Origin of the sequence: Pseudomonas putida, from assembly GCF_001976065.1 — a bacterium.
In the GTDB taxonomy this organism is placed as follows: Bacteria; Pseudomonadota; Gammaproteobacteria; order Pseudomonadales; family Pseudomonadaceae; genus Aquipseudomonas; species Aquipseudomonas serbica.
Window position 1 is genome coordinate 765,847 of record NZ_MNAH01000003.1, and the last position, 26,575, is coordinate 792,421.

The window sequence follows — 26,575 nt, forward strand, 5'->3', positions numbered from 1 at the left end:
TCAGAAATGGATGACGGAGCGGATGCTTTTTCCTTCATGCATCAGGTCGAAAGCCTTGTTGATATCTTCCAGACCCATGGTGTGGGTGATGAAGGTATCCAGCGGGATCTCACCGGTTTCGGCCATTTCCACGTAGCTTGGCAATTCGGTACGGCCACGCACTCCGCCGAACGCCGAACCGCGCCAGACGCGACCGGTGACCAGCTGGAACGGACGGGTGGATATTTCCTGGCCGGCACCGGCGACGCCGATGATCACCGATTCGCCCCAACCTTTGTGGCAGCACTCAAGGGCGGCACGCATCAATTGCACGTTGCCGATGCACTCGAAGGAGAAATCGACGCCGCCATCGGTCATGTCGACGATGACTTCCTGGATCGGACGGTCGAAATCTTTCGGGTTCACGCAATCGGTTGCACCCAGCTGCTTGGCGATCTCGAATTTGGCCGGGTTGACATCGATGGCAATGATACGACCGGCCTTGGCTTTGACCGCGCCGATGACGGCCGACAGACCGATGCCGCCGAGGCCGAAAATGGCCACGGTATCACCGGGTTTCACCTTGGCGGTGTTGAGGACTGCGCCGATGCCGGTGGTGACACCGCAACCGAGCAGGCAGACTTTTTCCAGTGGCGCTTCTTTAGCGATCTTGGCCACGGAAATTTCCGGCAACACGGTGTACTCGGAGAACGTCGAAGTGCCCATGTAATGGAAAATCGTTTCACCGTTGTAGGAAAAACGCGAAGTGCCATCTGGCATCAGGCCTTTGCCCTGGGTCGCTCGAATGGCCTGGCAGAGGTTGGTTTTGCCCGACAGGCAGAATTTGCACTGACGGCATTCCGGGGTGTACAGCGGGATCACATGGTCGCCCACCGCCACCGAGGTAACGCCTTCGCCGATCGCCTCGACGATCGCCCCACCTTCGTGACCGAGGATCGACGGAAAGATGCCTTCCGGGTCAGCCCCCGAGAGGGTGTAGGCATCGGTATGGCAAACACCGGAAGCCACCACCCGCAGCAACACTTCACCGGCCTTGGGCATGGCGACATCGACTTCAACGATCTCGAGGGGTTTCTTGGCCTCAAAGGCAACGGCAGCGCGCGACTTGATCATAGTGGTTCTCCAGTGAATAAAAACGAGACAAGGAGTGTAATACAGCGCCTTACGGTGAATAATCAGGACAAAAGCAAAACATTATTGCCATACAGGGATAATCATTGAATGCCTGACAGTCGCTGGGAAGGTATCGACGAATTCGTTGCCGTCGCCGAATGCAGCCAGTTCACCGCTGCCGCGGAACGCCTGGGCGTTTCGTCCTCGCATATCAGTCGACAAATCGTACGCCTCGAAGAGCGCCTGCAAACCCGTCTGCTCTATCGCAGCACGCGCCGGGTCACACTGACCGAGGCCGGGCAAACGTTCCTGCAACATTGCCAGCGTTTGCAGGATGGTCGCGAAGAAGCGCTGCGGGCGGTCGGCGACTTGACCAGCGAACCCAAGGGCATGCTGCGCATGACCTGTGCCGTGGCGTACGGCGAACGGTTCATCGTGCCGCTGGTGACCCGTTTCATGGGGCTTTATCCACAACTGCGGATCGACATCGAATTGAGCAACCGCCAACTCGACCTGGTGCATGAGGGCCTGGACCTGGCGATCCGCCTGGGGCGCCTGCAGGACTCGAGACTGGTGGCCACGCGCCTGGCGCCACGGCGCATGTATCTATGCGCGTCGCCTTCCTACGTGGAACGTTATGGTCGGCCACACAGCTTGTCGGAACTGAGCCGGCACAATTGTCTCATCGGCAGTTCGGACCTCTGGCAACTGGAACAAAACGGGCGGGAATTTTCGCAACGGGTGCAGGGAAACTGGCGCTGCAACAGTGGGCAAGCGGTGCTGGATGCGGCGCTACAGGGCGTGGGGTTGTGTCAGCTACCGGATTATTACGTGCTGGAGCATCTGAAAAGCGGCGCATTGATTTCGCTGCTGGAAGCGCATCAACCGCCCAATACGGCGGTGTGGGCGCTGTATCCGCAGCAACGGCATTTGTCGCCCAAGGTGCGCAAGCTGGTGGATTATTTGAAGGAAGGGTTGGCCGAGCGGCCGGAGTATCGGGGTTAAGAGCAAAAGATTCCGCCTTCGGCAGTCCCTGCAGGGGCACGTTGTACGCGATCTTTTAGCGGCGGTTCGTCCAACGCTGTCTCAACCATTCAAGGTCCTCAGGGCGAGTGACCTTAAGGTTATCGGATCGCCCTTCGATCAGCCGAGGCGCCATCCCGGACCACTCCATGGCCGACGCTTCATCGGTGATGACAGCATCCGCCACCAGGCTGTCCGCCAATGCGCGATGCAGTGCACCCAGGCGAAACATCTGCGGTGTGTAGGCCTGCCAGATCACACTGCGATCCACGGTCTCAACCACACGACCCTGTTTATCGACCCGCTTAAGCGTATCCCGCGCAGGCACCGCCAACAGTCCGCCCACCGGGTCATCCGCCAGTTCGCCCAACAACTTGTCCAGATCATCGCGACTCAGGTTGGGCCGTGCCGCATCGTGCACCAGCACCCAATCCTCATCCTCAGCACCCAACGCATGCAAGTGCAGCAAGGCATTGAGCACCGACCCGGAACGCTCGGCGCCGCCGTCAACGCGTTGGATGCGTTTGTCGCCAGCACAGGCCAGGTTCGGCCAATAAGGATCATCAACAGCAAGACTGACCACCAGGCCCTTCAGGCCAGGATGATCGAGGAAACAGCCGAGGCTGTGTTCGAGAATAGTGCGCCCGCCCAGTTGCAGATATTGCTTGGGACGGTCCGCGGCCATACGGGCACCGACGCCCGCGGCAGGAATCACGGCCCAGAAGGCCGGCAGAGACAGGTTCATTGTGCCAACTGGTAAAGGGTTTCACCGTCCTTGACCATGCCCAATTCATGGCGAGCCCGCTCTTCAACGGTCTCCATGCCCTTTTTCAACTCACTGACTTCCGCGTCCATCACCCGATTGCGCTCCAGCAGCGTCTGGTTCTCAGCTTGCTGATCGGCAATCTGCTGAGTCAGCTCGGCCACTTGCGCCAGACTTCCGTTTCCCACCCACAGGCGGTACTGCAGGCCAGCCAGCAGCAGGAGCAAGACGAGGAACAACCAATTGGGACTGCGCATCGAATATCAGGTATCCAGTGAAAAAAGACAGCCACATCAAAACATGAAGCTACTGATAGCACGAAGCCTGGAAGAACCAGGCTTGTGCTTATAAGGCATCAGATTAGTGGCAAAAACGTCGCTATAGCGATTTTTCCGACACAATCCGCTGTCTTTTTATCAGCAATCGATCAACCGCGAAATTCGCTGCGACCGTTGTACTTGGCCTTGCCATTCAACTGCTCTTCGATACGCAGCAGTTGGTTGTACTTGGAAACGCGGTCGGAACGGCACAGGGAGCCGGTCTTGATCTGGCCAGCCGAAGTGCCCACGGCCAGGTCGGCAATGGTCGAATCTTCGGTTTCGCCCGAACGGTGCGAGATCACGGCGGTGTAACCAGCGGCCTTGGCCATCTGGATGGCTTCCAGGGTTTCGGTCAGGGTGCCGATCTGGTTGAACTTGATCAGGATCGAGTTGGCGATCTTCTTGTCGATGCCTTCTTTCAGGATCTTGGTGTTGGTCACGAACAAGTCGTCGCCTACCAGCTGGGTCTTCTCGCCGATCTTGTCGGTGAGGATTTTCCAGCCAGCCCAGTCGGACTCGTCCAGGCCATCTTCGATGGAGATGATCGGGTAACGCTCGGTCAGGCCTTTCAGGTAATCAGCGAAACCTTCAGCGGTGAACACCTGGCCTTCGCCGGACAGGTTGTACTTGCCGTCTTCGTAGAATTCGCTGGCTGCGCAGTCCAGGGCCAGGGTCACGTCGGTGCCCAGCTTGTAACCGGCGTTGGCCACGGCCTCGGAGATCACTTTCAAAGCGTCTTCGTTGGAAGCCAGGTTAGGGGCGAAACCACCTTCGTCACCCACGGCAGTGCTCAGGCCACGGGCCTTCAGGACAGCCTTGAGGTGATGGAAAATCTCGGTGCCCATGCGCAGGCCTTCCGAGAAAGACTTGGCGCCAACCGGCTGCACCATGAATTCCTGGATGTCGACGTTGTTATCGGCGTGCTCGCCACCGTTGATGATGTTCATCATCGGAACCGGCATCGAGTAGACACCCGGGGTACCGTTCAGGTTGGCGATGTGAGCGTACAGCGGCAGGTCCTGGTCCTGTGCTGCTGCCTTGGCCGCGGCCAGGGAAACGGCGAGGATCGCGTTGGCGCCCAGGGTTGCCTTGTTTTCGGTACCGTCGAGCTTGATCATCGCGTGATCCAGCGCTTTCTGGTCGCTTGGGTCCATGCCTTTCAACAGGTCGCGGATCGGACCGTTGATGTTGGCGACGGCCTTCAGGACGCCCTTGCCCAAGTAACGGCTCTTGTCGCCATCACGCAGCTCGAGCGCTTCACGCGAGCCAGTGGAAGCACCGGACGGCGCGCAAGCACTGCCGATGATGCCGTTGTCGAGAAGCACATCCGCTTCCACGGTGGGATTGCCACGGGAGTCGAGAACTTCACGACCTTTGATGTCGACGATTTTAGCCATTGTTGTAAACACTCCAAAGTTGACGAAAACGCTGTACCGCTCGATTTATAACTTTCGCATTACTTTGTGGGAGCCGGCTTGCTGGCGATGGCGTCCTTTCGGGCCCCTTCGCTGGCAAGCCAGCTCCTACAGGTCACATTTGTGGGAGCCGGCTTGCTGGCGATGGCGTCCTTTCGGGCCTCATCGCTGGCAAGCCAGCTCCTACACAGGATCGGGGTTGCCGATATTACGCGGTTTCTATGGCAGGAAAACTCTTCACCAGTTCGTCCAAAGCCTTGAGCTGGGCCAGGAATGGCTCCAGTTTGTCCAGGCGCAAGGCGCAAGGACCGTCGCATTTGGCGTTGTCCGGATCCGGGTGGGCTTCCAGGAACAGGCCCGCCAGGGACTGGCTCATGCCGGCCTTCGCCAGGTCGGTGACCTGGGCACGACGACCACCGGCGGAATCGGAGCGACCGCCGGGCATTTGCAGCGCGTGGGTGACGTCGAAGAACACCGGGTACTCGAACTGCTTCATGATGCCGAAGCCGAGCATGTCGACCACCAGGTTGTTGTAGCCGAAGCTCGAACCGCGTTCGCAGAGGATCAACTGATCATTACCCGCTTCCACGCACTTGCTCAGGATGTGTTTCATTTCATGAGGTGCGAGGAACTGGGCTTTCTTGATGTTGATCACCGCGCCGGTCTTGGCCATCGCGACCACGAGGTCGGTCTGGCGCGACAAAAAGGCCGGCAGCTGGATGATCTCGCAGACTTCAGCGACGACCGCGGCCTGCTCGGGCTCGTGGACGTCGGTGATGATCGGCACGCCGAAGGCTTGCTTGATGTCCTGGAAAATCCGCATGCCCTCTTCCAGGCCTGGGCCACGGTAAGAGGTCACGGAGGAACGGTTGGCCTTGTCGAAGCTGGCCTTGAACACGTAAGGGATACCCAGTTTCTGGGTAACCTTCACGTACTCTTCGCAGACCTGCATCGCCATGTCGCGGCTTTCCAGCACGTTCATGCCACCGAACAGCACCATGGGCTTGTCGTTGGCAATCTCGATATCGCCTACGCGGATGATCTTCTGCGCCATGAGGTTCAAGCCTTCTTCTGGTGTTGAGCCAAAGCTGCCTTGACGAAACCGCTGAACAACGGGTGACCGTCGCGAGGCGTCGAGGTGAACTCAGGGTGGAACTGGCAAGCGACGAACCATGGATGATCCGGGGCTTCAACCACTTCGACCAGCGCGCCATCACCGGAGCGACCGGAGATTTTCAGGCCGGCTTCGATGATTTGCGGCAGCAGGTTGTTGTTCACTTCGTAGCGATGACGGTGACGCTCGACGATCACGTCCTTGCCGTAGCAATCGTGAACCAGGGAGCCCGGCTCCAGCAGGCAATCCTGCGCGCCGAGGCGCATGGTGCCACCCAGGTCGGACGCTTCGGTACGGATTTCGACAGCGCCGGTGGCATCTTCCCACTCGGTGATCAGGCCCACGACCGGGTGACCGCTGGCGCGATCGAACTCGGTGGAGTTGGCGTCTTTCCAGCCCAGCACGTTACGTGCGAACTCGATCACGGCCACTTGCATGCCCAGGCAGATACCCAGGTATGGCACCTTGTTTTCGCGAGCGTACTGAACGGCAGTGATCTTGCCTTCCACGCCACGCAGACCGAAGCCGCCAGGCACCAGGATCGCGTCGACGCCTTCCAGCAGCGCGGTGCCCTGGTTCTCGATGTCTTCGGAATCGATGTAGCGCAGGTTGACCTTGGTACGGTTGCTGATGCCGGCGTGACTCATCGCTTCGATCAGCGACTTGTAGGCGTCCAGCAGCTCCATGTACTTGCCGACCATGGCGATGGTCACTTCGTGCTCAGGGTTGAGCTTGGCGTCGACCACGGCTTCCCATTCGGACAGATCGGCACCGCCGCATTGCAGGCCGAAACGCTCGACGACGAAATCGTCCAGGCCCTGGGAGTGCAGGATGCCCGGGATCTTGTAGATGGTATCGGCGTCTTCCAGCGCGATCACCGCACGTTCTTCAACGTTGGTGAACTGCGCGATCTTGCGACGCGAAGACACATCGATCGGGTGGTCGGAGCGGCAGACCAGCACGTCCGGCTGCAGGCCGATGGAACGCAGTTCCTTCACCGAGTGCTGGGTTGGCTTGGTCTTGGTTTCGCCGGCAGTGGCGATGTACGGCACCAGTGTCAGGTGCATCAGCATCGCGCGCTTGGCGCCGACTTCGAAACGCAGCTGGCGGATGGCCTCGAGGAACGGTTGCGACTCGATGTCACCCACGGTGCCACCAATCTCGACCATCGCCACGTCGGCATCGCCCGCGCCCTTGATGATGCGGCGCTTGATTTCGTCGGTGATGTGCGGAATCACCTGGATGGTTGCACCCAGGTAGTCACCACGGCGCTCTTTGCGCAGGACGTGTTCGTAGACACGGCCGGTGGTGAAGTTGTTGTTCTGGGTCATGGTCGTGCGGATGAACCGCTCGTAGTGGCCCAGGTCCAGGTCGGTCTCGGCGCCGTCGTGGGTGACGAACACCTCACCGTGCTGGAACGGGCTCATGGTGCCCGGGTCGACGTTGATGTACGGGTCCAGCTTCAGCATGGTGACCTTAAGTCCCCGCGCCTCCAGGATGGCCGCCAATGATGCCGATGCAATGCCTTTCCCCAATGAAGAAACAACACCGCCCGTGACGAATATGTAGCGCGTCATGAAAAACCCTAGAAGTCTGCGTTAAAGCGGTCCGAGCCGCCGGGGAAAGCGAAGGAAGGCCGAAGCCCCCGATCACCTGCATTAATCACAGTGCACCTTTCAAAAAAACCGCCGCGTTGGGACAGACCGGGAGATGAAACACCGGTTCGTTGCTCGCTACACATTTTTTGGAATCGCCCAGCAAAGACTGCTTGGTAATCGGCAACTCCTGCAATTCAGGCGAATCCACAGAAGTTGTATCAAGAAGGGAGCGTAGTCTACCGGAAAGCCCCTTTCAGCTCAAACCTTGATCTTCGCCTGGTGGTTGCCAATGTAGATTCCAGCCTCCGGCCGCCTCGCCATCCAGCCCCGACAGATTGGCCACCGCCAGCAATTGCGCGTCTTTGAACAGCAGCGGCAATCTGCCGCGCACGAACGGCGGCACCCCGCGCTCATTGAGCAATCGCTTCAGGTCGCGATGGCCGCGGCCAGCTAACTCCATCACCTCGCCCCCTTCACGATAGCGGATCTGCAAGGGGCCATCAGGGATTTGCCCATTCAGCGTGAGCACACCATTGTCGGGCAACGCCAGCGGCTGCGCGGGCTCAAGCCATGCTCCAGGCACTGGCGCTGCGCGCAACCAGCGACCGGATAACCACCAGATACGCCCGCCCGCCCGATGCAGCTCACCCTCGGCCAGGCGCCAGATCGGCCGGGCGTCGCCGGTGGCATCGCGCAAATCGAGCCAACCCGACCAATGGTCACTGTCTGGCAGCCGAGTCAGGGGTTCGAGCCAGTGGCTGAGCGCATTTCGCTGGCGGGCGTCGGAGAGTTTTTCCAGAGGCGTCAACTTGATCGACGGCAACTTCAACCAATCGAATTCGCTGGCGGCGCTGGCTTCGCTCAAATCGATCCGTGCCAGCTCATTTAGCAATTCCTGCGCCTCGCTCAAATGCGCAGCACTGCGCGCCATGCTCGCCATGGCCTGCGGCCAGCGTTGGGTCAAGGCCGGGAACACCTGATGACGCAGGTAATTGCGTGAGAACTGCCGATCCTGGTTTGAAGGATCCTCGATCCAGCGCAGCTTGTGTTGCGATGCATAGGCCTCAAGCTCGGCACGGGTTGCATCGAGCAAGGGCCTCAGCAGTTGCCCCTTGCCCAGCGGGCGCTGGCGCGGCATCCCTGACAATCCTCTTACGCCAGCCCCACGTAGCAGGCGAAACAGCAAGGTTTCCGCCTGATCGTCTCGGTGCTGGGCCGTCAGCAGCACTTCATTGGCTTGAGTGGCCTCGATGAACGCCGCATACCGCGCATCACGGGCGGCACGCTCAAGGCTGGCGCCGGGTTGCACCTGGACGCGAATGACTTGCAGCGGCACTCCCAGCGACTCGCACATAGAACGGCAATGCTCTGGCCACGCCTCAGCCGCAGCCTGAAGGCCATGATGGACATGGATGGCGTTCAACGCTGGCAGAGATTGGTTTTTTGCCAGATCGGCGAGGAGATGAAGCAGCACGGTGGAATCGAGACCACCGGAGAAAGCGATATGCCAGGTTGTAGCGTGGCGCCAGGGCTGAAGATTCAGCAACAGCCTGCCAGGCAGATTCATCATGGGATGACTCATATCGATCACCTAGCGCAAATCAAATGTGGGAGCGCCGGTGCGACGATTCGACTTGCTCGCGAAGGGGCTTAACATCCAACAAAATTGTCGATTGTTATACCGCGTTCGCGAGCAAGCCCGCTCCCACATGAGTAAAGCGCGGTCAGATCAGAGACCGTAGCTCATCAGACGCTCGTAACGACGGTCCAGCAGCGCCTTGTGGTCGAGCTTCTTCAGCATCGCCAGTTGCGTGCTCAGCTCGGCACGGATCGAGGCAGCCGCAGCTGCCGGATCACGGTGCGCGCCGCCCAATGGCTCGCCAATTACCTTGTCGACGATGCCCAAGCCCTTGAGACGCTCGGCAGTGATGCCCATGGCCTCTGCGGCGTCCGGTGCTTTCTCGGCGGTTTTCCACAGGATCGAGGCGCAACCTTCCGGCGAGATCACCGCGTAGGTCGAGTACTGCAGCATGTTCAGCTGATCGCAAACGCCGATGGCCAACGCACCACCGGAACCACCCTCACCGATCACAGTGGCGATGATTGGGGTTTTCAGGCGAGCCATCACGCGCAGGTTCCAGGCAATCGCTTCGCTCTGGTTGCGCTCTTCAGCGTCGATGCCAGGGTAAGCACCCGGGGTGTCGATGAAGGTCAGGATCGGCATTTTGAAACGCTCGGCCATTTCCATCAGGCGACAGGCCTTGCGGTAGCCTTCCGGACGCGGCATACCGAAGTTGCGGCGAACCTTTTCGCGCACTTCGCGGCCCTTCTGGTGACCGATGACCATGACTGGCTGGTCGTCCAGGCGGGCAATGCCGCCCACGATGGCAGCGTCGTCGGAGAAGTGGCGGTCGCCGTGCAGCTCATCGAACTCGGTGAAGATGTGTTCGATGTAGTCCAGGGTATATGGACGCTTCGGGTGACGCGCCAGACGCGCGATCTGCCAGCTGGTCAGCTTGCCGAAGATGTCCTCGGTCAGCGTACTGCTCTTGTCCTGCAGGCGGGAAATCTCATCGCCGATATTCAGCGAATTGTCATTACCGACCAAGCGCAACTCTTCGATCTTGGCTTGCAGGTCGGCGATCGGCTGTTCGAAATCTAGAAAATTCGGGTTCATAGGCGTCCGTCTTGGGTCGACGTCCAAGAGAGCTTGGGCCGGCCGGTTGTCTATTCGCGCCCTACCATAAGGGACAGGCGCGTTCAGGTCGAGATTAAATTCTGGTCAAGCTCAGGGTCCCGCTCAAAGTCAAAAGCGACACCCTGACCGTTAACGGTATTGGAGGAAGACGTTGTCTCGCCCGAACTGGTCACGCAGGGCTTGAATCAACGCATCCGCCGGGTCAATTCGCCAGCCTTCGCCGAACTGCAGCAAGGCTTTCGCATCGGGACTGGTGTAGTCCATGGTGATCGGGCATGCACCGCGGTGACGCTTCAACAGCTCACCCAGCCAGCGTAGCTGATCGCCCTTGAGATCCTTGGCATGCAACTTCAGGCGCAGGCTTTCGGCCAGGTTGGTGCGCGCATCTTCCATGCTCATCACGCGCTTGACCCGCAAGCGCAGGCCGCCGGAGAAGTCGTCGTTGCTGACTTCACCTTCGACCACCACCATCGCATCGGTCTGCAACAGCGATTGCGCGGAATGGAACGCATCGGCGAACAGCGACGCTTCGATCCTCCCCGAACGGTCGTCGAGGGTGATGAAGCCCATCTTGTCGCCTTTCTTGTTCTTCATCACCCGCAGGGCGATGATCATGCCGGCAACGGTCTGGGTATCGCGCGCAGGCTTGAGGTCGATGATGCGCTGACGGGCGAACCGGCGGATTTCGCCTTCATATTCGTCGATCGGGTGACCGGTCAGGTACAGGCCCAGGGTGTCTTTCTCACCCTTGAGCCGTTCCTTGAGGGTCAGTTCCTTGGCCTTGCGGTGATTGGCGTAGACGTCGGCATCCTCTTCGACAAACAGCCCGCCAAACAGGTCGGCATGCCCGCTGTCGTGGGTACGGGCGGTTTGTTCGGCGGCCTTGATCGCCTCTTCCATCGCGGTCAGCAATACCGCTCGGTTGCGGTCGATATTGGCCTGATAGGCTTTGGCTTCGTCATGGAAATACGGGCCCAGGCGATCCAGCGCACCGCTACGGATCAAGCCGTCGAGGGTGCGCTTGTTGATGCGCTTGAGGTCGACCCGGGCACAGAAGTCGAACAGGTCCTTGAACGGACCGTCCTGCCGCGCTTCGGTGATCGCCTCCACCGGGCCCTCACCCACGCCCTTGATCGCGCCAAGGCCATAAATGATCCGGCCTTCGTCGTTCACCGTGAACTTGAACTCGGACGTGTTCACGTCCGGCGCGTCGAGACGCAGCTTCATCGTGCGCACTTCTTCGATCAAGGTCACGACCTTGTCGGTGTTGTGCATGTCCGCCGAAAGCACCGCGGCCATGAACGGCGCCGGGTAGTGCGCTTTCAGCCACGCGGTCTGGTACGACACCAGGCCATAGGCTGCGGAGTGGGACTTGTTGAAGCCGTAACCGGCGAATTTTTCCACCAGGTCGAAAATGTTACCGGCGAGGTCCGCATCGATGTTGTTGGTCGCACAACCTTCGATGAAACCGCCTCGCTGCTTGGCCATTTCCTCGGGTTTTTTCTTACCCATCGCCCGACGCAGCATGTCCGCACCACCGAGGGTGTAGCCCGCCATCACCTGGGCAATCTGCATCACCTGTTCCTGGTACAGGATGATGCCGTAGGTCGGGGCCAATACTGGCTTGAGGCCTTCGTACTGGTAGTCCGAGTGCGGATACGCCAGTTCGGCGCGACCGTGCTTACGGTTGATGAAGTCGTCCACCATGCCCGATTGCAGCGGGCCGGGGCGGAACAGTGCCACCAGTGCGATCAAGTCTTCCAGGCAGTCGGGCTTGAGCTTCTTGATCAGCTCCTTCATGCCGCGCGATTCAAGCTGGAACACCGCCGTGGTTTCGGCTTTTTGCAGCAGGCTGTAGGTCGGTTTGTCGTCCAGCGGGATGAACGCGATGTCCAGCGGCGGCTCGTTGACCTTGGCGCGGTCACGGTTGATGGTCTTCAGCGCCCAGTCGATGATCGTCAGGGTCCGCAGGCCCAGGAAGTCGAACTTCACCAGGCCGGCGGCTTCAACGTCGTCCTTGTCGAACTGGGTTACCAGGCCATCGCCTGCTTCGTCGCAATAAATAGGCGAGAAGTCAGTCAGCTTGGTCGGCGCGATCACCACGCCACCGGCGTGCTTGCCGACGTTACGTACAACGCCTTCAAGCTTGCGCGCCATCTCCCAGATTTCCGCGGCTTCCTCATCGACCTTGATGAAGTCGCGCAGGATTTCTTCCTGTTCGTAGGCCTTTTCCAGGGTCATGCCGACTTCGAACGGGATCATCTTCGACAGGCGATCCGCCAGGCCGTAAGACTTGCCCTGCACCCGCGCCACGTCGCGGACCACAGCCTTGGCGGCCATGGAACCAAACGTGATGATCTGGCTTACCGCGTTGCGGCCGTATTTCTCGGCAACGTAGTCGATCACCCGGTCGCGACCGTCCATGCAGAAGTCGACGTCGAAGTCGGGCATGGAAACCCGTTCCGGGTTGAGGAAACGTTCGAACAGCAGGTCATATTCCAGCGGGTCGAGGTCGGTGATTTTCTGCACGTAGGCCACCAGCGACCCGGCACCCGATCCACGGCCTGGACCTACCGGCACGCCGTTGTTCTTGGCCCACTGGATAAAGTCCATCACGATCAGGAAGTAACCGGGGAACCCCATCTGGATGATGATATCCAGTTCGAAATTCAGCCGGTCGACATAGACCTGGCGCTTGGCTTCGTAGTCTTCGGTGGTGTCCTTGGGCAACAGGACGGACAGCCGCTCCTCCAGGCCATCGAAGGACACCTTGCGGAAGTACTCATCGATGGTCATGCCATCGGGAATCGGGAAGTTGGGCAGGAAGTGCGTGCCCAGCTTGACTTCGATGTTGCAGCGCTTGGCGATCTCGACGGTGTTTTCCAGCGCCTCGGGAATGTCGCTGAACAGCTCGGCCATTTCCTCGGCACTTTTGAGGTACTGCTGATCGCTGTAATTCTTCGAACGTCGCGGGTCGTCGAGGGCCCGACCCTCGCCGATGCACACACGGGTTTCGTGGGCGGCGAAATCTTCCTGCTTGATGAAGCGCACGTCGTTGGTCGCGACCAGCGGTGCGCCGATCTTCTCTGCCAGCGCCACGGCACCGTGCAATTGCTCTTCATCGTTGGGGCGGTTGGTGCGCTGGATTTCCAGGTAGAAGCGATCCGGGAAAACCGCCATCCATTCACGCGCCAGGTTTTCCGCTTCGTCGGGGTTTCCGCTGAGCATGGCCTGGCCGATCTCGCCCTCCTTGGCCGCCGACAGCATGATCAGGCCGTCGCTGGCTTCGGCTACCCACTCACGCTCGATGATGATCGAGCCATTGCGCTGCCCTTCGATGAAACCGCGAGAAATCAACTCGGTGAGGTTGCGATAACCCGCGGCATTCATCACCAGCAGGCTGATCCGGCTCAGGGGGTTGTCCGGATCCTTGTTCGACAGCCACAGGTCGGCGCCGCAGATCGGCTTGATCCCGGCACCCATGGAGTTCTTGTAGAATTTGACCAGGGAACACATGTTGCTCTGGTCAGTGACCGCTACGGCAGGCATGTTCATGCCGACCAGCGTCTTGACCAGCGGCTTGATCCGCACCAGACCGTCGACCAGGGAGTATTCAGTGTGCAGGCGTAGGTGAACGAATGAAGCCGGCATAGTGATCCTGCGTTAAGTCATGAAAACAACAAGGCCCGGATTGTACCGGGCCTTGGTAAAAAAAATCAGCCTTGCAACTAAGTCTCGATGAGACTCTCCCGGGCCTCGTACGCCAGACGCACCGGGGCAAACGAGCGCCGGTGAATCGGGGTCGGCCCCAGGCGTGCAAGCGCTTCCAGATGAACGGGCGTCGGGTAGCCTTTGTGCCCGCCGATCCCGTAACCCGGGTAGATCAATTCGAAAGCAGCCATTTCACGGTCGCGACTGACCTTGGCCAGGATCGATGCCGCGGCGATCGCCGGAACCTTGCCATCGCCCTGCACCACCGCTTCGGCACGCATCGACAGTTTCGGGCAACGGTTGCCGTCGATCATCGCCAGTTTCGGCTGGATGTGCAGCCCGGCGATGGCGCGCTGCATGGCCAGCATGGTGGCGTGGAGGATGTTCAGCTCATCGATTTCTTCGACTTCGGCGCGGGCAATGCACCAGCTCAGGGCTTTTTCGCAGATTTCGTCGTAGAGTTTTTCGCGCCGGGCCTCGGTGAGCTTCTTCGAGTCGTTCAGGCCGAGGATCGGACGGTTCGGATCAAGAATCACAGCCGCCGTCACCACGGCGCCACAGAGTGGGCCGCGGCCGACCTCGTCGACACCGGCAACCAATTCTTCCACTTCAGCGACCAAGGTGAAATCCAGCCCCATCTGCATGCTTGTTTTACTCATTGTACTTGGCCGATCAGGTTCAGCACTGCATCCGCAGCCTGGTTGGAAGCGTCCAGACGAAGGGTCCGGTGAATTTCATCAAAACCGCGGGTTTGCTCCTGGCCACCTTCGATCAGCGGCGACAAGGTCTGGGCCAAGGCTTCGACGGTGGCGTCATCCTGCAGCAACTCGGGCACCAACAGGCGTTGGGCCAGCAGGTTCGGCAAGGAAACGTAGGGGCTTTTCACCATACGCTTGAGAATCCAGAATGTCAGCGGTGCCAGGCGATAGGCAACGACCATTGGCCGCTTGTACAACAAGGCTTCAAGCGTTGCTGTACCGGAGGCAATCAGCACGGCATTGCATGCCGCCAAGGCCAGATGGGACTTGCCGTCGAGCAAGGTCAGCGGCAAATCGCGACCGACCAGCAGCTCTTCAAGCTGGGCCCGGCGCTGTGGGTTGGCACATGGCACTACAAACCGCACTCCGGGTCGCATTGCCCGCAGGCGTTGGGCCGTATCGAGAAACAAGGCACCGAGCCGGCCCACTTCGCCGCCACGACTGCCCGGCATCAGTGCAACCAACGGCCCTTCAGGCAATCCCAACTCGGCCCGCGCCGCAGCGCGGTCGGCTTCGAGCGGAATGGCATCGGCCAGGGTATGCCCGACAAACCGCACCGGCACACCCTTCTCTTCGTAGAATTTCGCTTCGAACGGGAACAGCGTAAGCATCAGGTCGCAACCTTCGCGAATCTTCAGCACCCGCTTCTGCCGCCAGGCCCAGACCGACGGGCTGACGTAATGCACGGTCTTGATCCCGGCCTGACGCAGCTTGAGTTCGATATTGAGATTGAAGTCCGGGGCATCGATGCCGATGAACACGTCTGGTTTCGCGGCGATCAGGTCGGCCACCAGCTTCTTACGGCGCGCCAGCAATTCACGCAACCGACCCAACACTTCCACCAGGCCCATCACAGACAGACGTTCCATGGGAAAGTAGGACGCCAGGCCTTCGGCCTGCATCAACGGGCCGCCGACACCGATGAACTCAACCGCCGGATGGCGAGCCTTCAGCGCGCGCATCAGACCCGCGCCCAGAATGTCGCCGGAAGCCTCACCTGCCACCAGCGCAATACGCAAATTGGCCATGGTTAGCGTGTGATGCCGCGGGTCGAGGACTGTATGGAGTCGCGGAACACCGCCACTTCCGGGAACTGGGCAGAGGATTCGGCCAGTTCGGCGAGCGCCTGCTCAACCGTCAGGCCCTGGCGATAGACCACCTTGTAGGCACGACGCAGGGCGTGGATCGCGTCTTCGCTGAAACCGCGACGGCGCATGCCTTCAAAGTTCATGCTGCGGGCTTCGGCCGGGTTGCCGAACACCGTGACATACGCCGGGACGTCCTTGCCGATCGCCGTACCCATGCCGGAAAAGCTGTGGGCACCGATGTGGCAATACTGATGAACCAGGGTAAAACCGGACAGGATCGCCCAGTCTTCCACGTGCACGTGGCCGGCCAGCGCCGTGTTGTTGACCAGGATGCAGTGGTTGCCGATGACACTGTCGTGACCGATGTGGGCGTACGCCATGATCAGGTTGTGATCGCCCAGGGTGGTTTCCGAACGGTCCTGAATGGTCCCACGATGGATCGTCACGCCTTCGCGGATGACGTTGTGGTCGCCCATCACCAGGCGGGTTTCCTCGCCTTTGTATTTCAGATCGGGCGTGTCCTCACCTACCGAGGAAAACTGGTAGATACGGTTGTACTTACCGATTCGGGTCGGGCCCTTGAGAATCACATGCGGCCCGATCACGGTCCCCTCGCCGATTTCCACACCTGCGCCGATGATCGACCACGGGCCGACCTCGACGCCGTCAGCCAGAATGGCCGTCGGATCGATGATTGCGCGAGGGTCGATCAAACTCATAGTTTGCGTTCCGCGCAGATGATTTCAGCAGAGCAGACCGGCTTGCCATCGACCGAAGCCTGGCACTCGAACTTCCAGATCTGACGCTTGCAGCTGATGAACTTGGCTTCAAGGATCAGCTGATCGCCCGGCAGTACAGGCTGGCGGAAGCGCAGCTTGTCGGAGCCGACGAAGTAATAAAGGGTGCCGTCGGCGGGTTTCACGTCGAGCATCTTGAAACCAAGGATCCCTGCAGCCTGAGCCATCGCTTCGATGATCAGTACGCCTGGCATGATTGGATGCGCAGGAAAGTGACCATTGAAGAACGGTTCGTTGATGCTGACATTCTTGTAGGCGCGAATGCGCTTGCCTTCAACATCCAGCTCCACTACCCGGTCCACCAGCAGGAACGGGTAACGGTGAGGCAGGTATTCGCGAATCTCGTTGATGTCCATCATTTCGGGGGGAAGCCTATGTAAAGATTGGGAGTGCGCGACTGACGCACACTCCTCTAGCAAATCAAGGTCGCAGTCTAGCGGCTGTGCACGCTTGATATGGAAATGGTATCAGCCATCTGATGAAGCATTACCGCCAGGGGTCACTTCCCCTGTTTGCTTTTCCAGCTGTCGCAGACGCCGCGCGATGTCATCGAGCTGGCGGATACGTGCCGCGCTTTTGCGCCACTCGGCGGCTGGCTGCATCGCCGTACCGGACGAATAGGCACCCGGCTCGGTGATCGAGTGGGTCACCATGGTCATCCCGGTGATGAACACGTTGTCGCAAATATCGATATGCCCCACCAGCCCTACGCCACCGGCGAGCATGCAATGCTTGCCGATTTTGGTGCTGCCGGAGATGCCCACGCACGCCGCCATGGCGGTGTGATCACCAATCTGGACGTTGTGGGCGATCTGAATCTGGTTGTCGAGCTTCACGCCGTTACCAATGACGGTATCGGCCAGCGCGCCACGGTCAATGGCGGTATTCACGCCGATTTCCACGTCGTCGCCGACCAAGACACCGCCGATCTGGGCGATTTTCTGCCAGATGCCTTTCTCGTTGGCAAAGCCGAAGCCTTCACCACCGAGCACTGCACCGGACTGAATCACCACCCGCTTGCCCACGCGCACGTCGTGATACAGCGTGACGCGCGGTGCCAGCCAGCCACCTTCGCCGACAACGCTACGGGCGCCGATGAAGCAATGCGCGCCAATAGTGGTACCGGCGGCAATATGCGCCCCGCTTTCGATGACCGCAAATGCACCGATACTCGCAGCCGGATCGACCACCGCGTCCGCGGCAATCACTGCCGTCGGGTGAACGCCGGCGGCCGCCTTGGGCTTGGGATCGAACAAATGGGAAACACGCGCGTAGGCAGCGTAAGGATCGGGCACCACCAGGCAATCCCCGACAAAACCTTCGGCGTCAGCGGCTTTGAGCAACAACGCTGCCGCCTGACTGCCTGCCAGGTATTTCCGGTATTGGGGGTTTGCGAGAAAGCTCAACTGAGCTGGGCCAGCCTCCTGCAAGGTGGCTAGCCCAGTAATTGCTTTCTCCGGGTCGCCACGTAGCGTGGCGCCCAGGAACTCGGCCAGTTGGCCGAGCTTAATGGTCACTGTCATGGATTACTTCAGCTGATTCATGCGCTCGATAACCTGGCGCGTGATGTCGTACTGAGGTTTGACATCAATCACTGCACCACGCTCGAAGACCAGGTCAAAAGCACCTTTCTTGATGACTTCTTCCACAGCGCTGTCCAGTTTCGGCTTGAGCTGCTTCAGCATTTCACGGTCGGCAACGGCCTTGGCTTCGTTCAGCTCCTTGGACTGGAACTGGAAGTCGCGGGCCTTTTGCTTGAATTCAAGCTCCAGACGCTCACGCTCGCCTTGCTGCATTTTGTCGCCACCGGCCATCAGACGATCCTGGATCCCCTTGGCGCTGCTTTCCAGGGTCTTGAGCTTGCTCAGCTGAGGACCGAATTTCTTCTCGGCATCCACGGCGTATTTCTTGGCCGCATCGGACTCCAGCAGGGCCATCTGATAGTTCAGGACAGCGATTTTCATGTCGGCAAATGCCGGACCTGCGACCAGTACGGAAGCCAGGAGAACCAATTGAGTCAACTTACGCACGATGCACTCCTACAAAATCCATTGTCGTTATCTTGGGTCAGACGCTTAGAACGTCTGGCCGAGGGAGAATTGGAACACTTGAGTTTCAGCGTCATCCGGCTTCTTGACTGGCAGGGCCAGCGCGAAACTCAGAGGACCCAGTGCGGTGACCCAGGTCACACCCACACCGACGGAACTGGCCATATTGCTCAGACTGATATCGTTACACTTGGTATTGGACTTCGTACCATCGGCGTTCACAGTATCCGAGCACGATGAGTCGAATACGTTACCCACATCCCAGAATACCGAAGTGCGCAGGGAACGCTGGTCCTTGACGAACGGCAGCGGGAACAGTACTTCCACACCACCCTGGATCAGCACGTTACCACCGAACGGCAGCGGATCCTGGTCCGGGTCGAAAGCAGTGCCAGGGTTCTTGCCGGTACTTGGCGTACTGCGAGGACCCAGAGTGCTGTCCTTGAAGCCACGAACCGAGTTGAAACCACCAGCATAGTAGTTTTCATAGAATGGCAAGCCATCGGTCGAACCGTAGCCATCGCCATAACCCAATTCGGTATGCAGGCGCATGGTGTAGTTGTCGCTCAAAGGCTGGAACAACTGGCCACGGTAATCGAGCTTGAAGAACGACAGATCGCTGCCCGGCGTCGTGGTTTCCAGCACGAGGCTCTGGGAATGACCACGCGTTGCCAGTACGCCTTTGTTCAAGGTGGACTCGGACCAACCGGCCGAAGCCTTGAAGTTCAGGTACTTGTCGCCTTCCTTGTTAACGAAGTCGAAGATCTCGTCAACGGTATACACACCCGTCTTGATCTCGTCCTGCTGGGCCGTCAGGCCGAAGGTCAGACGCGAAGTCTCACTGATCGGGTAGCCGACGCTCACGCCCGCACCCAGGCTGTCCACGGCATAGCTGGCAACGTCGACGTCGAGGTCGTCGTAGTCAGTTGTACGATAGAAGGCGTTGTAGCCCAGGCTCACGCCATCGGCAGTCCAGTAGGGGTCGACGTAACCGAAGTTATAGCGGCTCTGGTATTCACTGCGGGTCAAGCCGATGCTGACCTTGTTACCGGTACCGAGGAAGTTGTTCTGGGTGATCGAACCACCGAGGATCAAGCCCGCGCTCTGGGCGAAACCGACACTGGCGGTAATCGAACCGGAGGCCTGCTCTTCAACGCTGTAGTTGACGTCAACCTGGTCATCGACACCCGGTACGGCCGGGGTTTCAACGTTGACTTCCTTGAAGAAGCCCAGACGCTCCAGACGGGTCTTGGACTGGTCGATCAGGTAGGTCGACGCCCAACCACCTTCCATCTGACGCATTTCACGACGCAGCACTTCGTCTTCGGACTTGGTGTTGCCACGGAAGTTGATGCGGTTCACGTAGGCGCGCTTGCCTGGATCGACGGCGAAAGTGATGTCTACCGTGTGATCGTCATCGTGGGGCTGAGGCACGCCGTTGACGTTGGCGAAGGTATAGCCCTCGTTACCCAGGCGACGGGTGATCAGTTCGGACGTGGTGGTCATCAGCTTGCGCGAGAACACCTGGCCTTTCTGCACCAGCAGCAGGGACTTGACCTGGTCTTCAGGGACTTTCAGGTCGCCGCTCAGCTTCACGTCACGAACGGTGTACTTGTCACCTTCGTTGATGTTGACGGTGATGTAGACGTGCTTCTTGTCCGGGGTAATGGACACCTGGGTCGAAGCGATATCCATGTTGATGTAGCCGCGGTCCAGGTAGTAGGAACGCAGGCGCTCCAGGTCACCGGAGAGTTTTTCACGGGCGTACTTGTCATCGTTCTTGAAGAACGACAGCCAGTTGGTGGTCTTGAGTTCGAACAGGTCGATCAGGTCTTCGTCCGCGAACACCGTGTTGCCCACCACGTTGATGTGCTGGATAGCCGCAACGGTGCCCTCGTTGATGTTGACCTTCAAGCCGACGCGGTTGCGTGGCTGCGGGATCACTTCGGTGTCGACGGTAGCCGAGTAGCGACCCTGGGCCACGTACTGGCGCTGCAGCTCGTTACGTACACCTTCGAGGGTGGCGCGCTGGAAGATCTCGCCTTCGGCCAGGCCGGATTGCTTGAGGCCCTTCATCAGGTCTTCGGTGGAGATCGCCTTGTTGCCTTCGATCTCGATACTGGCAACCGACGGACGCTCGACTACCGTGATGACCAGGACGTTGCCATCGCGGCCCAGCTGGATATCTTGAAAGAACCCGGTTTTGAACAGCGCACGAGTGGATTCCACCAGGCGACGATCATCCGCCTGTTCACCGACGTTCAACGGCAAAGCACCAAAGACGCTACCCGCGGAGACCCGCTGGAGGCCATTGACGCGAATATCAGAGATAGTGAAGGACTCGGCGTGAACTTCGGCGATCATCAATACGGTGAGAACCGCAGTTAGCAGCAGACGTTTCATGAAGTCCTTTCTTATTCCAACTGGCAATAAAAACTGCCGCAAAATGCGGCAGATTCGCAATTCAGCGAAGCGTTACAGTCGACCCAGATCATTAACCAGAGCAAGCAACATCACCCCGATCACCAAACTGATACCGATCTGTATCCCCCAACCTTGCACCCGATCCGACAAGGGACGACCACGCGCCCACTCAATCAGATAAAACAACAAATGCCCCCCATCCAGCACAGGAATGGGCAGCAAATTCAGAACCCCCAGGCTAATACTCAGATAAGCAAGGAAATTCAGGAAATCAGCGACACCCGACTGGGCCGAAGCGCCCGCCACTTTAGCAATGGTTATCGGTCCACTCAAGTTTTTTACCGAGAGCTCACCGAACAACATTTTCTTCAGCGAATCGAGGGTCAGCAGGCTCATCGTCCAAGTGCGGCGAGCCCCCTCCCCCACGGCTGCCAACGGCCCGTAACTGACTTCGCGAATCATCTCTGGTGGCCAATCGACAGCTTTTACCCCTGCCCCCAGGTAACCACTGGGTGCCTTTTTTTCGCCACGGGCAGCCAACATCACCGGGACATCGATTTGAGCACCATCACGCTCGACCCGCAGCATGATTTTGGTATCAGGATGCATGCGGACTGTATCGACGACCTGTTGCCAGTCATCCACCGCCTTGCCGTCGAGCGCCAACAGCCGGTCACCGGTCTTCAGGCCGGCAGCCTGGGCCGGGCCTTTGGAGTCCAGTTCAGCGAGGACGGGCGGCAATGCCGGGCGCCAGGGGCGAATGCCCAGGGAGCGAATTGGATCCGGCTCATCAGCGCCCTTGAGCCATTTGTCCAGCACCAGCTCACGAGGCGAATCCACTGTGGTGCCCTGCTCACGAACCACCAGCTGCAGTGAGCCGCTTTCACCCAGGCGACGGACCAATTGCAGATTGACCGCCGCCCAACCCGAAGTGGGCTCGCCGTCGATGGCCACGATTTCCTGGCCTGCATTCAGGCCCGCCTTGGCAGCCAGGCTTCCAGACTCTACAGCACCAATGACCGGACGGACCTGTTCGGTGCCGAGCATCGCCAATGCCCAGAAAAACACCATCGCCAACAAGAAGTTGGCAATCGGCCCCGCCGCCACGATCGCAATACGCTGGCGCACGGTTTTACGGTTGAAGGATTGATCGAGCTGATCGGCCGGTACTTCACCCTCACGCTCATCGAGCATTTTCACGTAGCCACCCAACGGAATGGCAGCTACCACGAACTCAGTACCCTTCCTGTCGTGCCAGCGCAGCAGCGGCATGCCGAAGCCCACGGAGAAACGCAGCACCTTGACCCCACAGCGACGCGCGACCCAGAAATGGCCGAACTCGTGGAAGGTAACCAGCACGCCCAAAGCGACCAGGGTGCCGACAATCATATAGAGCGCGCTCATCTATTTTCTCCGCATTTCTATCGAGCCCTGCATCCAGTACTGCATCCAGTGCTGCATGGGCCAGCGCATTGCAATACTTAACGCCCGTGGCGACTTAACCATTGCCCGGCCAGCACACGCGCCTTGGCGTCCGCCGTGAACACCGCCTCAAGATCACTCACTGCAACCACAGGTTCGAGATTGAGTACTTCCTCGATGATACTCGCGATTTCCAGGTAACGAACCCGTCCGTCGAGAAAGGCTGCCACAGCGACTTCATTTGCCGCATTCAACATCGCCGGAGCGCTGTTGCCCGCCTCGGCTGCCTGACGCGCCAGGCGCAGGCACGGGAACCGATCTTCATCCGGAGCCTGGAAGTCCAGGCGCGCGACGGCAAACAGATCCAGCGGCGGCACGCCGGAGTCGATTCGCTCCGGCCAGGCCAGGGCGTTGGCAATCGGCGTGCGCATGTCGGGGTTACCCAACTGGGCCAAGACCGAACCGTCGATGTAGTCGACCAGCGAATGAATCACGCTTTGCGGGTGGATCACCACCTCAACCTGGGAAGGCTTGGCATCGAACAGCCAACAGGCCTCGATCAACTCAAGCCCTTTATTCATCATGCTGGCCGAATCGACCGAGATCTTGCGCCCCATGGACCAGTTAGGGTGGGCACAGGCCTGCTCGGGCGAAACATGCGCCAGTTCAGCCATGGGCGTCTGCCGGAACGGACCGCCAGAGGCGGTCAGCAGGATCCGGCGCACGCCGACCGACTCCAGGCCACGGGCAAAATCCCGGGGCATGCACTGGAAAATCGCGTTGTGCTCACTGTCGATCGGCAGCAACACCGACCCGCTCTTGCGCACGGCCTGCATGAACAATGCGCCAGACATGACCAGCGCTTCCTTGTTGGCCAGGAGGATCTTCTTGCCGGCCTCGACGGCCGCCAAGGTCGGGCGCAAGCCCGCCGCACCGACGATGGCCGCCATCACCGCATCGACCTCAGGGTCGGCAGCCACCTGGCACAACCCCTCTTCCCCTACCAGTACGCGAGTCGATAGGCCGGCGGCGTGCAGATCATCCTGCAATCGGCGGGCAGCACTGGCTTCAGGCACCACGGCGTACCGTGGCGCGTGACGCACGCACAGCGCCAGCAGTTCACTCAGACGACTGAAACCGCTCAAGGCGAAGACTTGATAGCGCTCGGGGTGACGAGCGATGACATCCAGGGTGCTCAGACCGATCGAACCGGTCGCCCCCAGGACGGTAATCTGCTGAGGGCGGCTCACGGTGCGGCCATCCACAACAGCACGGCAAACAGCGGGATCGCCGCGGTCAGGCTGTCGATGCGGTCCAGCACGCCACCATGCCCAGGTAGCAGGTTGCTGCTGTCCTTGATCCCGGACTGGCGCTTGAACATGCTTTCGGTGAGATCACCCACCACCGAGATGAACACGATCAGCGCAGCGCCGATCAGCCCCTTGAACAATTCAGCCACCGTCCAGTCGCGCACCAGGGCAACCAGGGTGGTGATCACAAGGCTCAGGGCCAGGCCGCCATATACGCCTTCCCAGCTTTTGCCTGGGCTGACCTGAGGCGCCAACTTGCGCTTGCCGAAAGCACGCCCGGAGAAATAAGCGCCAATGTCCGCCCCCCAGACCAACACCATCACCGCCATGATCAACCAGTTGCCCAGCGGATACTGCTTGATCTGCACCAGGCCTTGCCAGGCCGGCAACAGGATCAGCAGGCCGATCAACAGCTTGCAGGCGGCGCTCGCCCAATGCGCACTGGAGCGCGGGTAGGTCAGCACCAGATAGGTCGCCAGCGCCCACCAGAGCACCGAAGCCCCCAGCACCCAGGGCGCCAGGCCAGGCAGGATGCACATGACGAACAGCATCACTGCGACGACGGCGGCATAGCCGACACGAAACGCTTGCGCAGTGAAACCGGCCAGGCGCGCCCATTCCCAGGCGCCCAGGGTCACGACCAGGCCGATGAACAGCGCAAAAGCGGAACCCTCCAGCAGAAAAAACCCACACAGGGCAATCGGCAGCAGGATCAGCGCGGTGATGATTCGTTGTTTAAGCATTAAACCCGGGCTCCAGCCTCGACCTGCTCGCTCGTTTTACCGAAGCGGCGCTGGCGAGATGCGAAATCGGCCAGCGCATTGCGCATGGCATCGTGTTTGAAGTCCGGCCAGAACAGGTCGGAGAAGTACAACTCGGCGTAGGCCAGTTGCCACAGCAGGAAGTTACTGATGCGATGTTCGCCGCCGGTACGGATGCACAAGTCCGGCAACGGCAGGTCGCCGGTGGCCAGACAGGTTTGCAGCAGTTCCGGGGTAATGTCTTCCGGCCGCAGGTGCCCTGCCTGAACTTCACGCGCCAGACGCTGTGCGGCTTGTGCGATATCCCACTGACCGCCGTAGTTGGCGGCGATCTGCAGGACGAAGCGATTGGCGCCGGCTGTCATGGCCTCGGCTTCACGCATGGCAGCCTGAAGCTCCGGATGAAAGCGCGAACGGTCGCCAATGATGCGCAAGCTGATGTTGTTGTCGTTGAGGCGCTTGGCCTCTCGACGCAATGCCTTGAAGAACAGATCCATCAAGGCACTGACTTCATCGGCAGGACGCTGCCAGTTCTCGCTGGAGAACGCGAACAGGGTCAGCACTTCCACCTTGGCTTCGGCACACACCTCGATGACCGCCCGAACCGCATCCACACCCGCTTTATGCCCGGCGACACCTGGCATAAAGCGTTTTTTCGCCCAGCGATTATTACCATCCATGATGATCGCGACATGGCGCGGCACCGCGGAAGGTGCAACCTGCTTGGTCTTTTCCATGAAAACGCGACCCTTATACGGCCATCAGGTCTTTTTCTTTCTGCGCCAGGTTCGCGTCGATTTGAGCCACGTACTTCTTGGTCAGATCATCGATTTCGCCGGTTGCGCGACGCTCTTCGTCTTCGCTGATTTCCTTTTCCTTGACCAGATCCTTGAGCTGGCTGTTGGCATCGCGACGGATGTTGCGCACAGCAACACGCGCGTCTTCAGCCACGTCACGCGCCTGCTTGGTGAAGCCCTTGCGGGTTTCTTCGGTCAAGGCCGGCATGGAGATCAGCAGCAGCTCGCCCAGGTTGGTCGGGTTCAGGTTCAGGCCAGCGCTACCGATCGCCTTGTCGACGGCGCCCAGCATGTTGCGCTCAAAGGCAACGACTTGCAGGGTGCGAGCATCTTTGACGGTGATGTTGGCTACTTGCTTGATCGGGGTATCGGCACCGTAGTACGGCACCATCACACCTTCCAGGATGCTCGGGTGAGCCTGGCCGGTACGGATACGACCGAAGTTGTGCGCCAGCGATTCGACGGACTTCTGCATGCGCTCTTGAGCGTCTTTCTTGATTTCGTTGATCATTGTTGGCCTTCCTCGATCAGGGTCCCTTCAGCGCCACCATGCACGATGTTCAGCAGGGCGCCGGGCTTGTTCATGTTAAATACGCGCAACGGCATCTTGTGGTCGCGGCACAGGCAAATAGCCGTCAGATCCATCACGCCCAGCTTGCGATCCAGTACTTCATCGTAGGTCAGATGATCGAACTTCTCGGCATGCGGGTCTTTGAATGGGTCAGCGGTGTAGACGCCATCGACCTTGGTTGCCTTGAGCACGACATCGGCGTCGATTTCAATTGCACGCAGGCAAGCAGCCGAATCCGTAGTGAAGAACGGGTTGCCGGTGCCGGCCGCGAAAATCACCACGTCCTTGGAGTTCAAGTGGCGCATGGCCTTGCGGCGATCGTAGTGATCGGTCACGCCAACCATGGAGATGGCCGACATCACGATGGCCGAGATATTGGCACGTTCCAGCGCATCGCGCATGGCCAGGGCGTTCATCACAGTGGCCAGCATGCCCATGTGGTCGCCGGTGACCCGGTCCATGCCCGCCTTGCTGAGCGCTTCGCCGCGGAACAGGTTGCCGCCGCCGATCACCAGGCCGACCTGGACACCGATACCGACCAGTTGGCCGACTTCCAGTGCCATGCGATCCAGAACTTTCGGGTCGATCCCGAACTCTTCCGAGCCCATCAGGGCCTCGCCGCTAAGCTTGAGTAGAATGCGTTTATAGCGAGCCTGATAACCACTGCCCTGCTGAGCCATTGCGAATCTCTCCTGCGGCGTATTTTAAAAAATTCTTTGCGAGCTGTTTTCAGCTGGCGTTCACTCTAGCGTGGCGCTGCTTCAGCGCCATCGGAACATGGCTTTGTAAGCCAGTTCCAAACGGAAGCCAATAAAAATTGGCTGCCCATCTGAAAAGAGGCTGC

Annotated in this window: 23 protein-coding genes; 1 reads left to right on the forward strand and 22 read right to left on the reverse strand. The window is 59.5% G+C overall.

Annotated features, from left to right (window positions below):
* Positions 1–1,113 carry an S-(hydroxymethyl)glutathione dehydrogenase/class III alcohol dehydrogenase gene (locus BKX96_RS14775; RefSeq protein WP_077184439.1) on the reverse strand — a complete coding sequence of 371 codons (1,113 nt, stop codon included), beginning with the start codon at positions 1,111–1,113 and terminating at the stop codon, positions 1–3.
* A gap of 108 nt (positions 1,114–1,221) precedes the next feature.
* Between BKX96_RS14775 and BKX96_RS14780 the strand changes: the two genes are divergently transcribed.
* Complete coding sequence (locus tag BKX96_RS14780; protein ID WP_046816529.1) at positions 1,222–2,118, forward strand: LysR family transcriptional regulator; 897 nt, start codon at positions 1,222–1,224, stop codon at positions 2,116–2,118.
* A 55-nt stretch (positions 2,119–2,173) separates the two neighbouring features.
* Here the strand turns inward: BKX96_RS14780 and ispD are convergent, their stop codons facing one another.
* The 21 genes from ispD to pyrH all read right to left on the reverse strand — a co-directional run bounded on the left by ispD (position 2,174) and on the right by pyrH (position 26,411).
* Positions 2,174–2,881, reverse strand: coding sequence for a 2-C-methyl-D-erythritol 4-phosphate cytidylyltransferase (gene ispD / locus BKX96_RS14785; RefSeq protein WP_046816528.1), 708 nt, complete (start codon positions 2,879–2,881; stop codon positions 2,174–2,176).
* The gene (gene ftsB, locus BKX96_RS14790) at positions 2,878–3,156 is read right to left on the reverse strand and encodes a cell division protein FtsB (protein WP_008057335.1); all 279 of its coding nucleotides are present in this window, start codon (positions 3,154–3,156) and stop codon (positions 2,878–2,880) included. Before ftsB ends, ispD begins: the two co-directional genes overlap by 4 nt.
* A gap of 170 nt (positions 3,157–3,326) precedes the next feature.
* The gene (gene eno / locus BKX96_RS14795) at positions 3,327–4,616 is read right to left on the reverse strand and encodes a phosphopyruvate hydratase (RefSeq protein WP_077184442.1); all 1,290 of its coding nucleotides are present in this window, start codon (positions 4,614–4,616) and stop codon (positions 3,327–3,329) included.
* Positions 4,617–4,842: 226 nt separating this feature from the next.
* Entirely contained in the window at positions 4,843–5,688 is an 846-nt protein-coding gene (gene kdsA / locus BKX96_RS14800) for a 3-deoxy-8-phosphooctulonate synthase (RefSeq protein WP_077184445.1), read from the reverse strand.
* A gap of 5 nt (positions 5,689–5,693) precedes the next feature.
* The gene (pyrG, locus tag BKX96_RS14805) at positions 5,694–7,325 is read right to left on the reverse strand and encodes a CTP synthase (RefSeq protein WP_046816525.1); all 1,632 of its coding nucleotides are present in this window, start codon (positions 7,323–7,325) and stop codon (positions 5,694–5,696) included.
* A gap of 274 nt (positions 7,326–7,599) precedes the next feature.
* Positions 7,600–8,916, reverse strand: coding sequence for a tRNA lysidine(34) synthetase TilS (gene tilS / locus BKX96_RS14810; protein ID WP_410454531.1), 1,317 nt, complete (start codon positions 8,914–8,916; stop codon positions 7,600–7,602).
* Positions 8,917–9,075: 159 nt separating this feature from the next.
* Positions 9,076–10,023: an acetyl-CoA carboxylase carboxyltransferase subunit alpha gene (locus BKX96_RS14815; protein ID WP_046816523.1), complete on the reverse strand. Its 948-nt coding sequence runs from the start codon at positions 10,021–10,023 to the stop codon at positions 9,076–9,078.
* Positions 10,024–10,173: 150 nt separating this feature from the next.
* On the reverse strand, positions 10,174–13,695 hold the full coding sequence (dnaE, locus tag BKX96_RS14820; protein ID WP_077184451.1) for a DNA polymerase III subunit alpha: 3,522 nt from the start codon (positions 13,693–13,695) through the stop codon (positions 10,174–10,176).
* A 77-nt stretch (positions 13,696–13,772) separates the two neighbouring features.
* Positions 13,773–14,399, reverse strand: a complete 627-nt coding sequence (gene rnhB, locus BKX96_RS14825) for a ribonuclease HII (protein ID WP_046816521.1) — start codon at positions 14,397–14,399, stop codon at positions 13,773–13,775.
* A gap of 11 nt (positions 14,400–14,410) precedes the next feature.
* Positions 14,411–15,541: a lipid-A-disaccharide synthase gene (lpxB, locus tag BKX96_RS14830; protein WP_046816520.1), complete on the reverse strand. Its 1,131-nt coding sequence runs from the start codon at positions 15,539–15,541 to the stop codon at positions 14,411–14,413.
* Between the two features lie 2 nt (positions 15,542–15,543).
* Positions 15,544–16,320 (reverse strand): acyl-ACP--UDP-N-acetylglucosamine O-acyltransferase, encoded by a 777-nt coding sequence (gene lpxA, locus BKX96_RS14835; protein WP_077184454.1) that lies wholly within the window; start codon positions 16,318–16,320, stop codon positions 15,544–15,546.
* Complete coding sequence (fabZ, locus tag BKX96_RS14840; protein ID WP_007978374.1) at positions 16,317–16,757, reverse strand: 3-hydroxyacyl-ACP dehydratase FabZ; 441 nt, start codon at positions 16,755–16,757, stop codon at positions 16,317–16,319. Before fabZ ends, lpxA begins: the two co-directional genes overlap by 4 nt.
* 108 nt (positions 16,758–16,865) lie before the next feature.
* Positions 16,866–17,921 (reverse strand): UDP-3-O-(3-hydroxymyristoyl)glucosamine N-acyltransferase, encoded by a 1,056-nt coding sequence (gene lpxD, locus BKX96_RS14845; RefSeq protein WP_046816518.1) that lies wholly within the window; start codon positions 17,919–17,921, stop codon positions 16,866–16,868.
* A gap of 3 nt (positions 17,922–17,924) precedes the next feature.
* A complete protein-coding gene (locus tag BKX96_RS14850; RefSeq protein ID WP_008057318.1) occupies positions 17,925–18,428 on the reverse strand; it encodes an OmpH/Skp family outer membrane protein in 504 nt (167 codons plus the stop codon).
* Positions 18,429–18,473: 45 nt separating this feature from the next.
* Positions 18,474–20,849 (reverse strand): outer membrane protein assembly factor BamA, encoded by a 2,376-nt coding sequence (gene bamA / locus BKX96_RS14855; protein ID WP_077184456.1) that lies wholly within the window; start codon positions 20,847–20,849, stop codon positions 18,474–18,476.
* A gap of 72 nt (positions 20,850–20,921) precedes the next feature.
* A complete protein-coding gene (gene rseP / locus BKX96_RS14860) occupies positions 20,922–22,274 on the reverse strand; it encodes an RIP metalloprotease RseP (protein ID WP_046816516.1) in 1,353 nt (450 codons plus the stop codon).
* 77 nt (positions 22,275–22,351) lie between these two features.
* Positions 22,352–23,542 carry a 1-deoxy-D-xylulose-5-phosphate reductoisomerase gene (gene ispC, locus BKX96_RS14865; RefSeq protein WP_046816515.1) on the reverse strand — a complete coding sequence of 397 codons (1,191 nt, stop codon included), beginning with the start codon at positions 23,540–23,542 and terminating at the stop codon, positions 22,352–22,354.
* Positions 23,539–24,345, reverse strand: coding sequence for a phosphatidate cytidylyltransferase (locus BKX96_RS14870; protein WP_077184458.1), 807 nt, complete (start codon positions 24,343–24,345; stop codon positions 23,539–23,541). The genes ispC and BKX96_RS14870 overlap by 4 nt, the downstream gene beginning before the upstream one ends.
* Complete coding sequence (uppS, locus tag BKX96_RS14875; protein WP_046816513.1) at positions 24,345–25,100, reverse strand: polyprenyl diphosphate synthase; 756 nt, start codon at positions 25,098–25,100, stop codon at positions 24,345–24,347. Before uppS ends, BKX96_RS14870 begins: the two co-directional genes overlap by 1 nt.
* Before the next feature lie 13 nt (positions 25,101–25,113).
* Positions 25,114–25,671: a ribosome recycling factor gene (gene frr / locus BKX96_RS14880; protein WP_008057309.1), complete on the reverse strand. Its 558-nt coding sequence runs from the start codon at positions 25,669–25,671 to the stop codon at positions 25,114–25,116.
* The gene (pyrH, locus tag BKX96_RS14885; RefSeq protein WP_003222124.1) at positions 25,668–26,411 is read right to left on the reverse strand and encodes a UMP kinase; all 744 of its coding nucleotides are present in this window, start codon (positions 26,409–26,411) and stop codon (positions 25,668–25,670) included. The genes frr and pyrH overlap by 4 nt, the downstream gene beginning before the upstream one ends.
* Between the last annotated feature and the right edge of the window lie 164 nt (positions 26,412–26,575).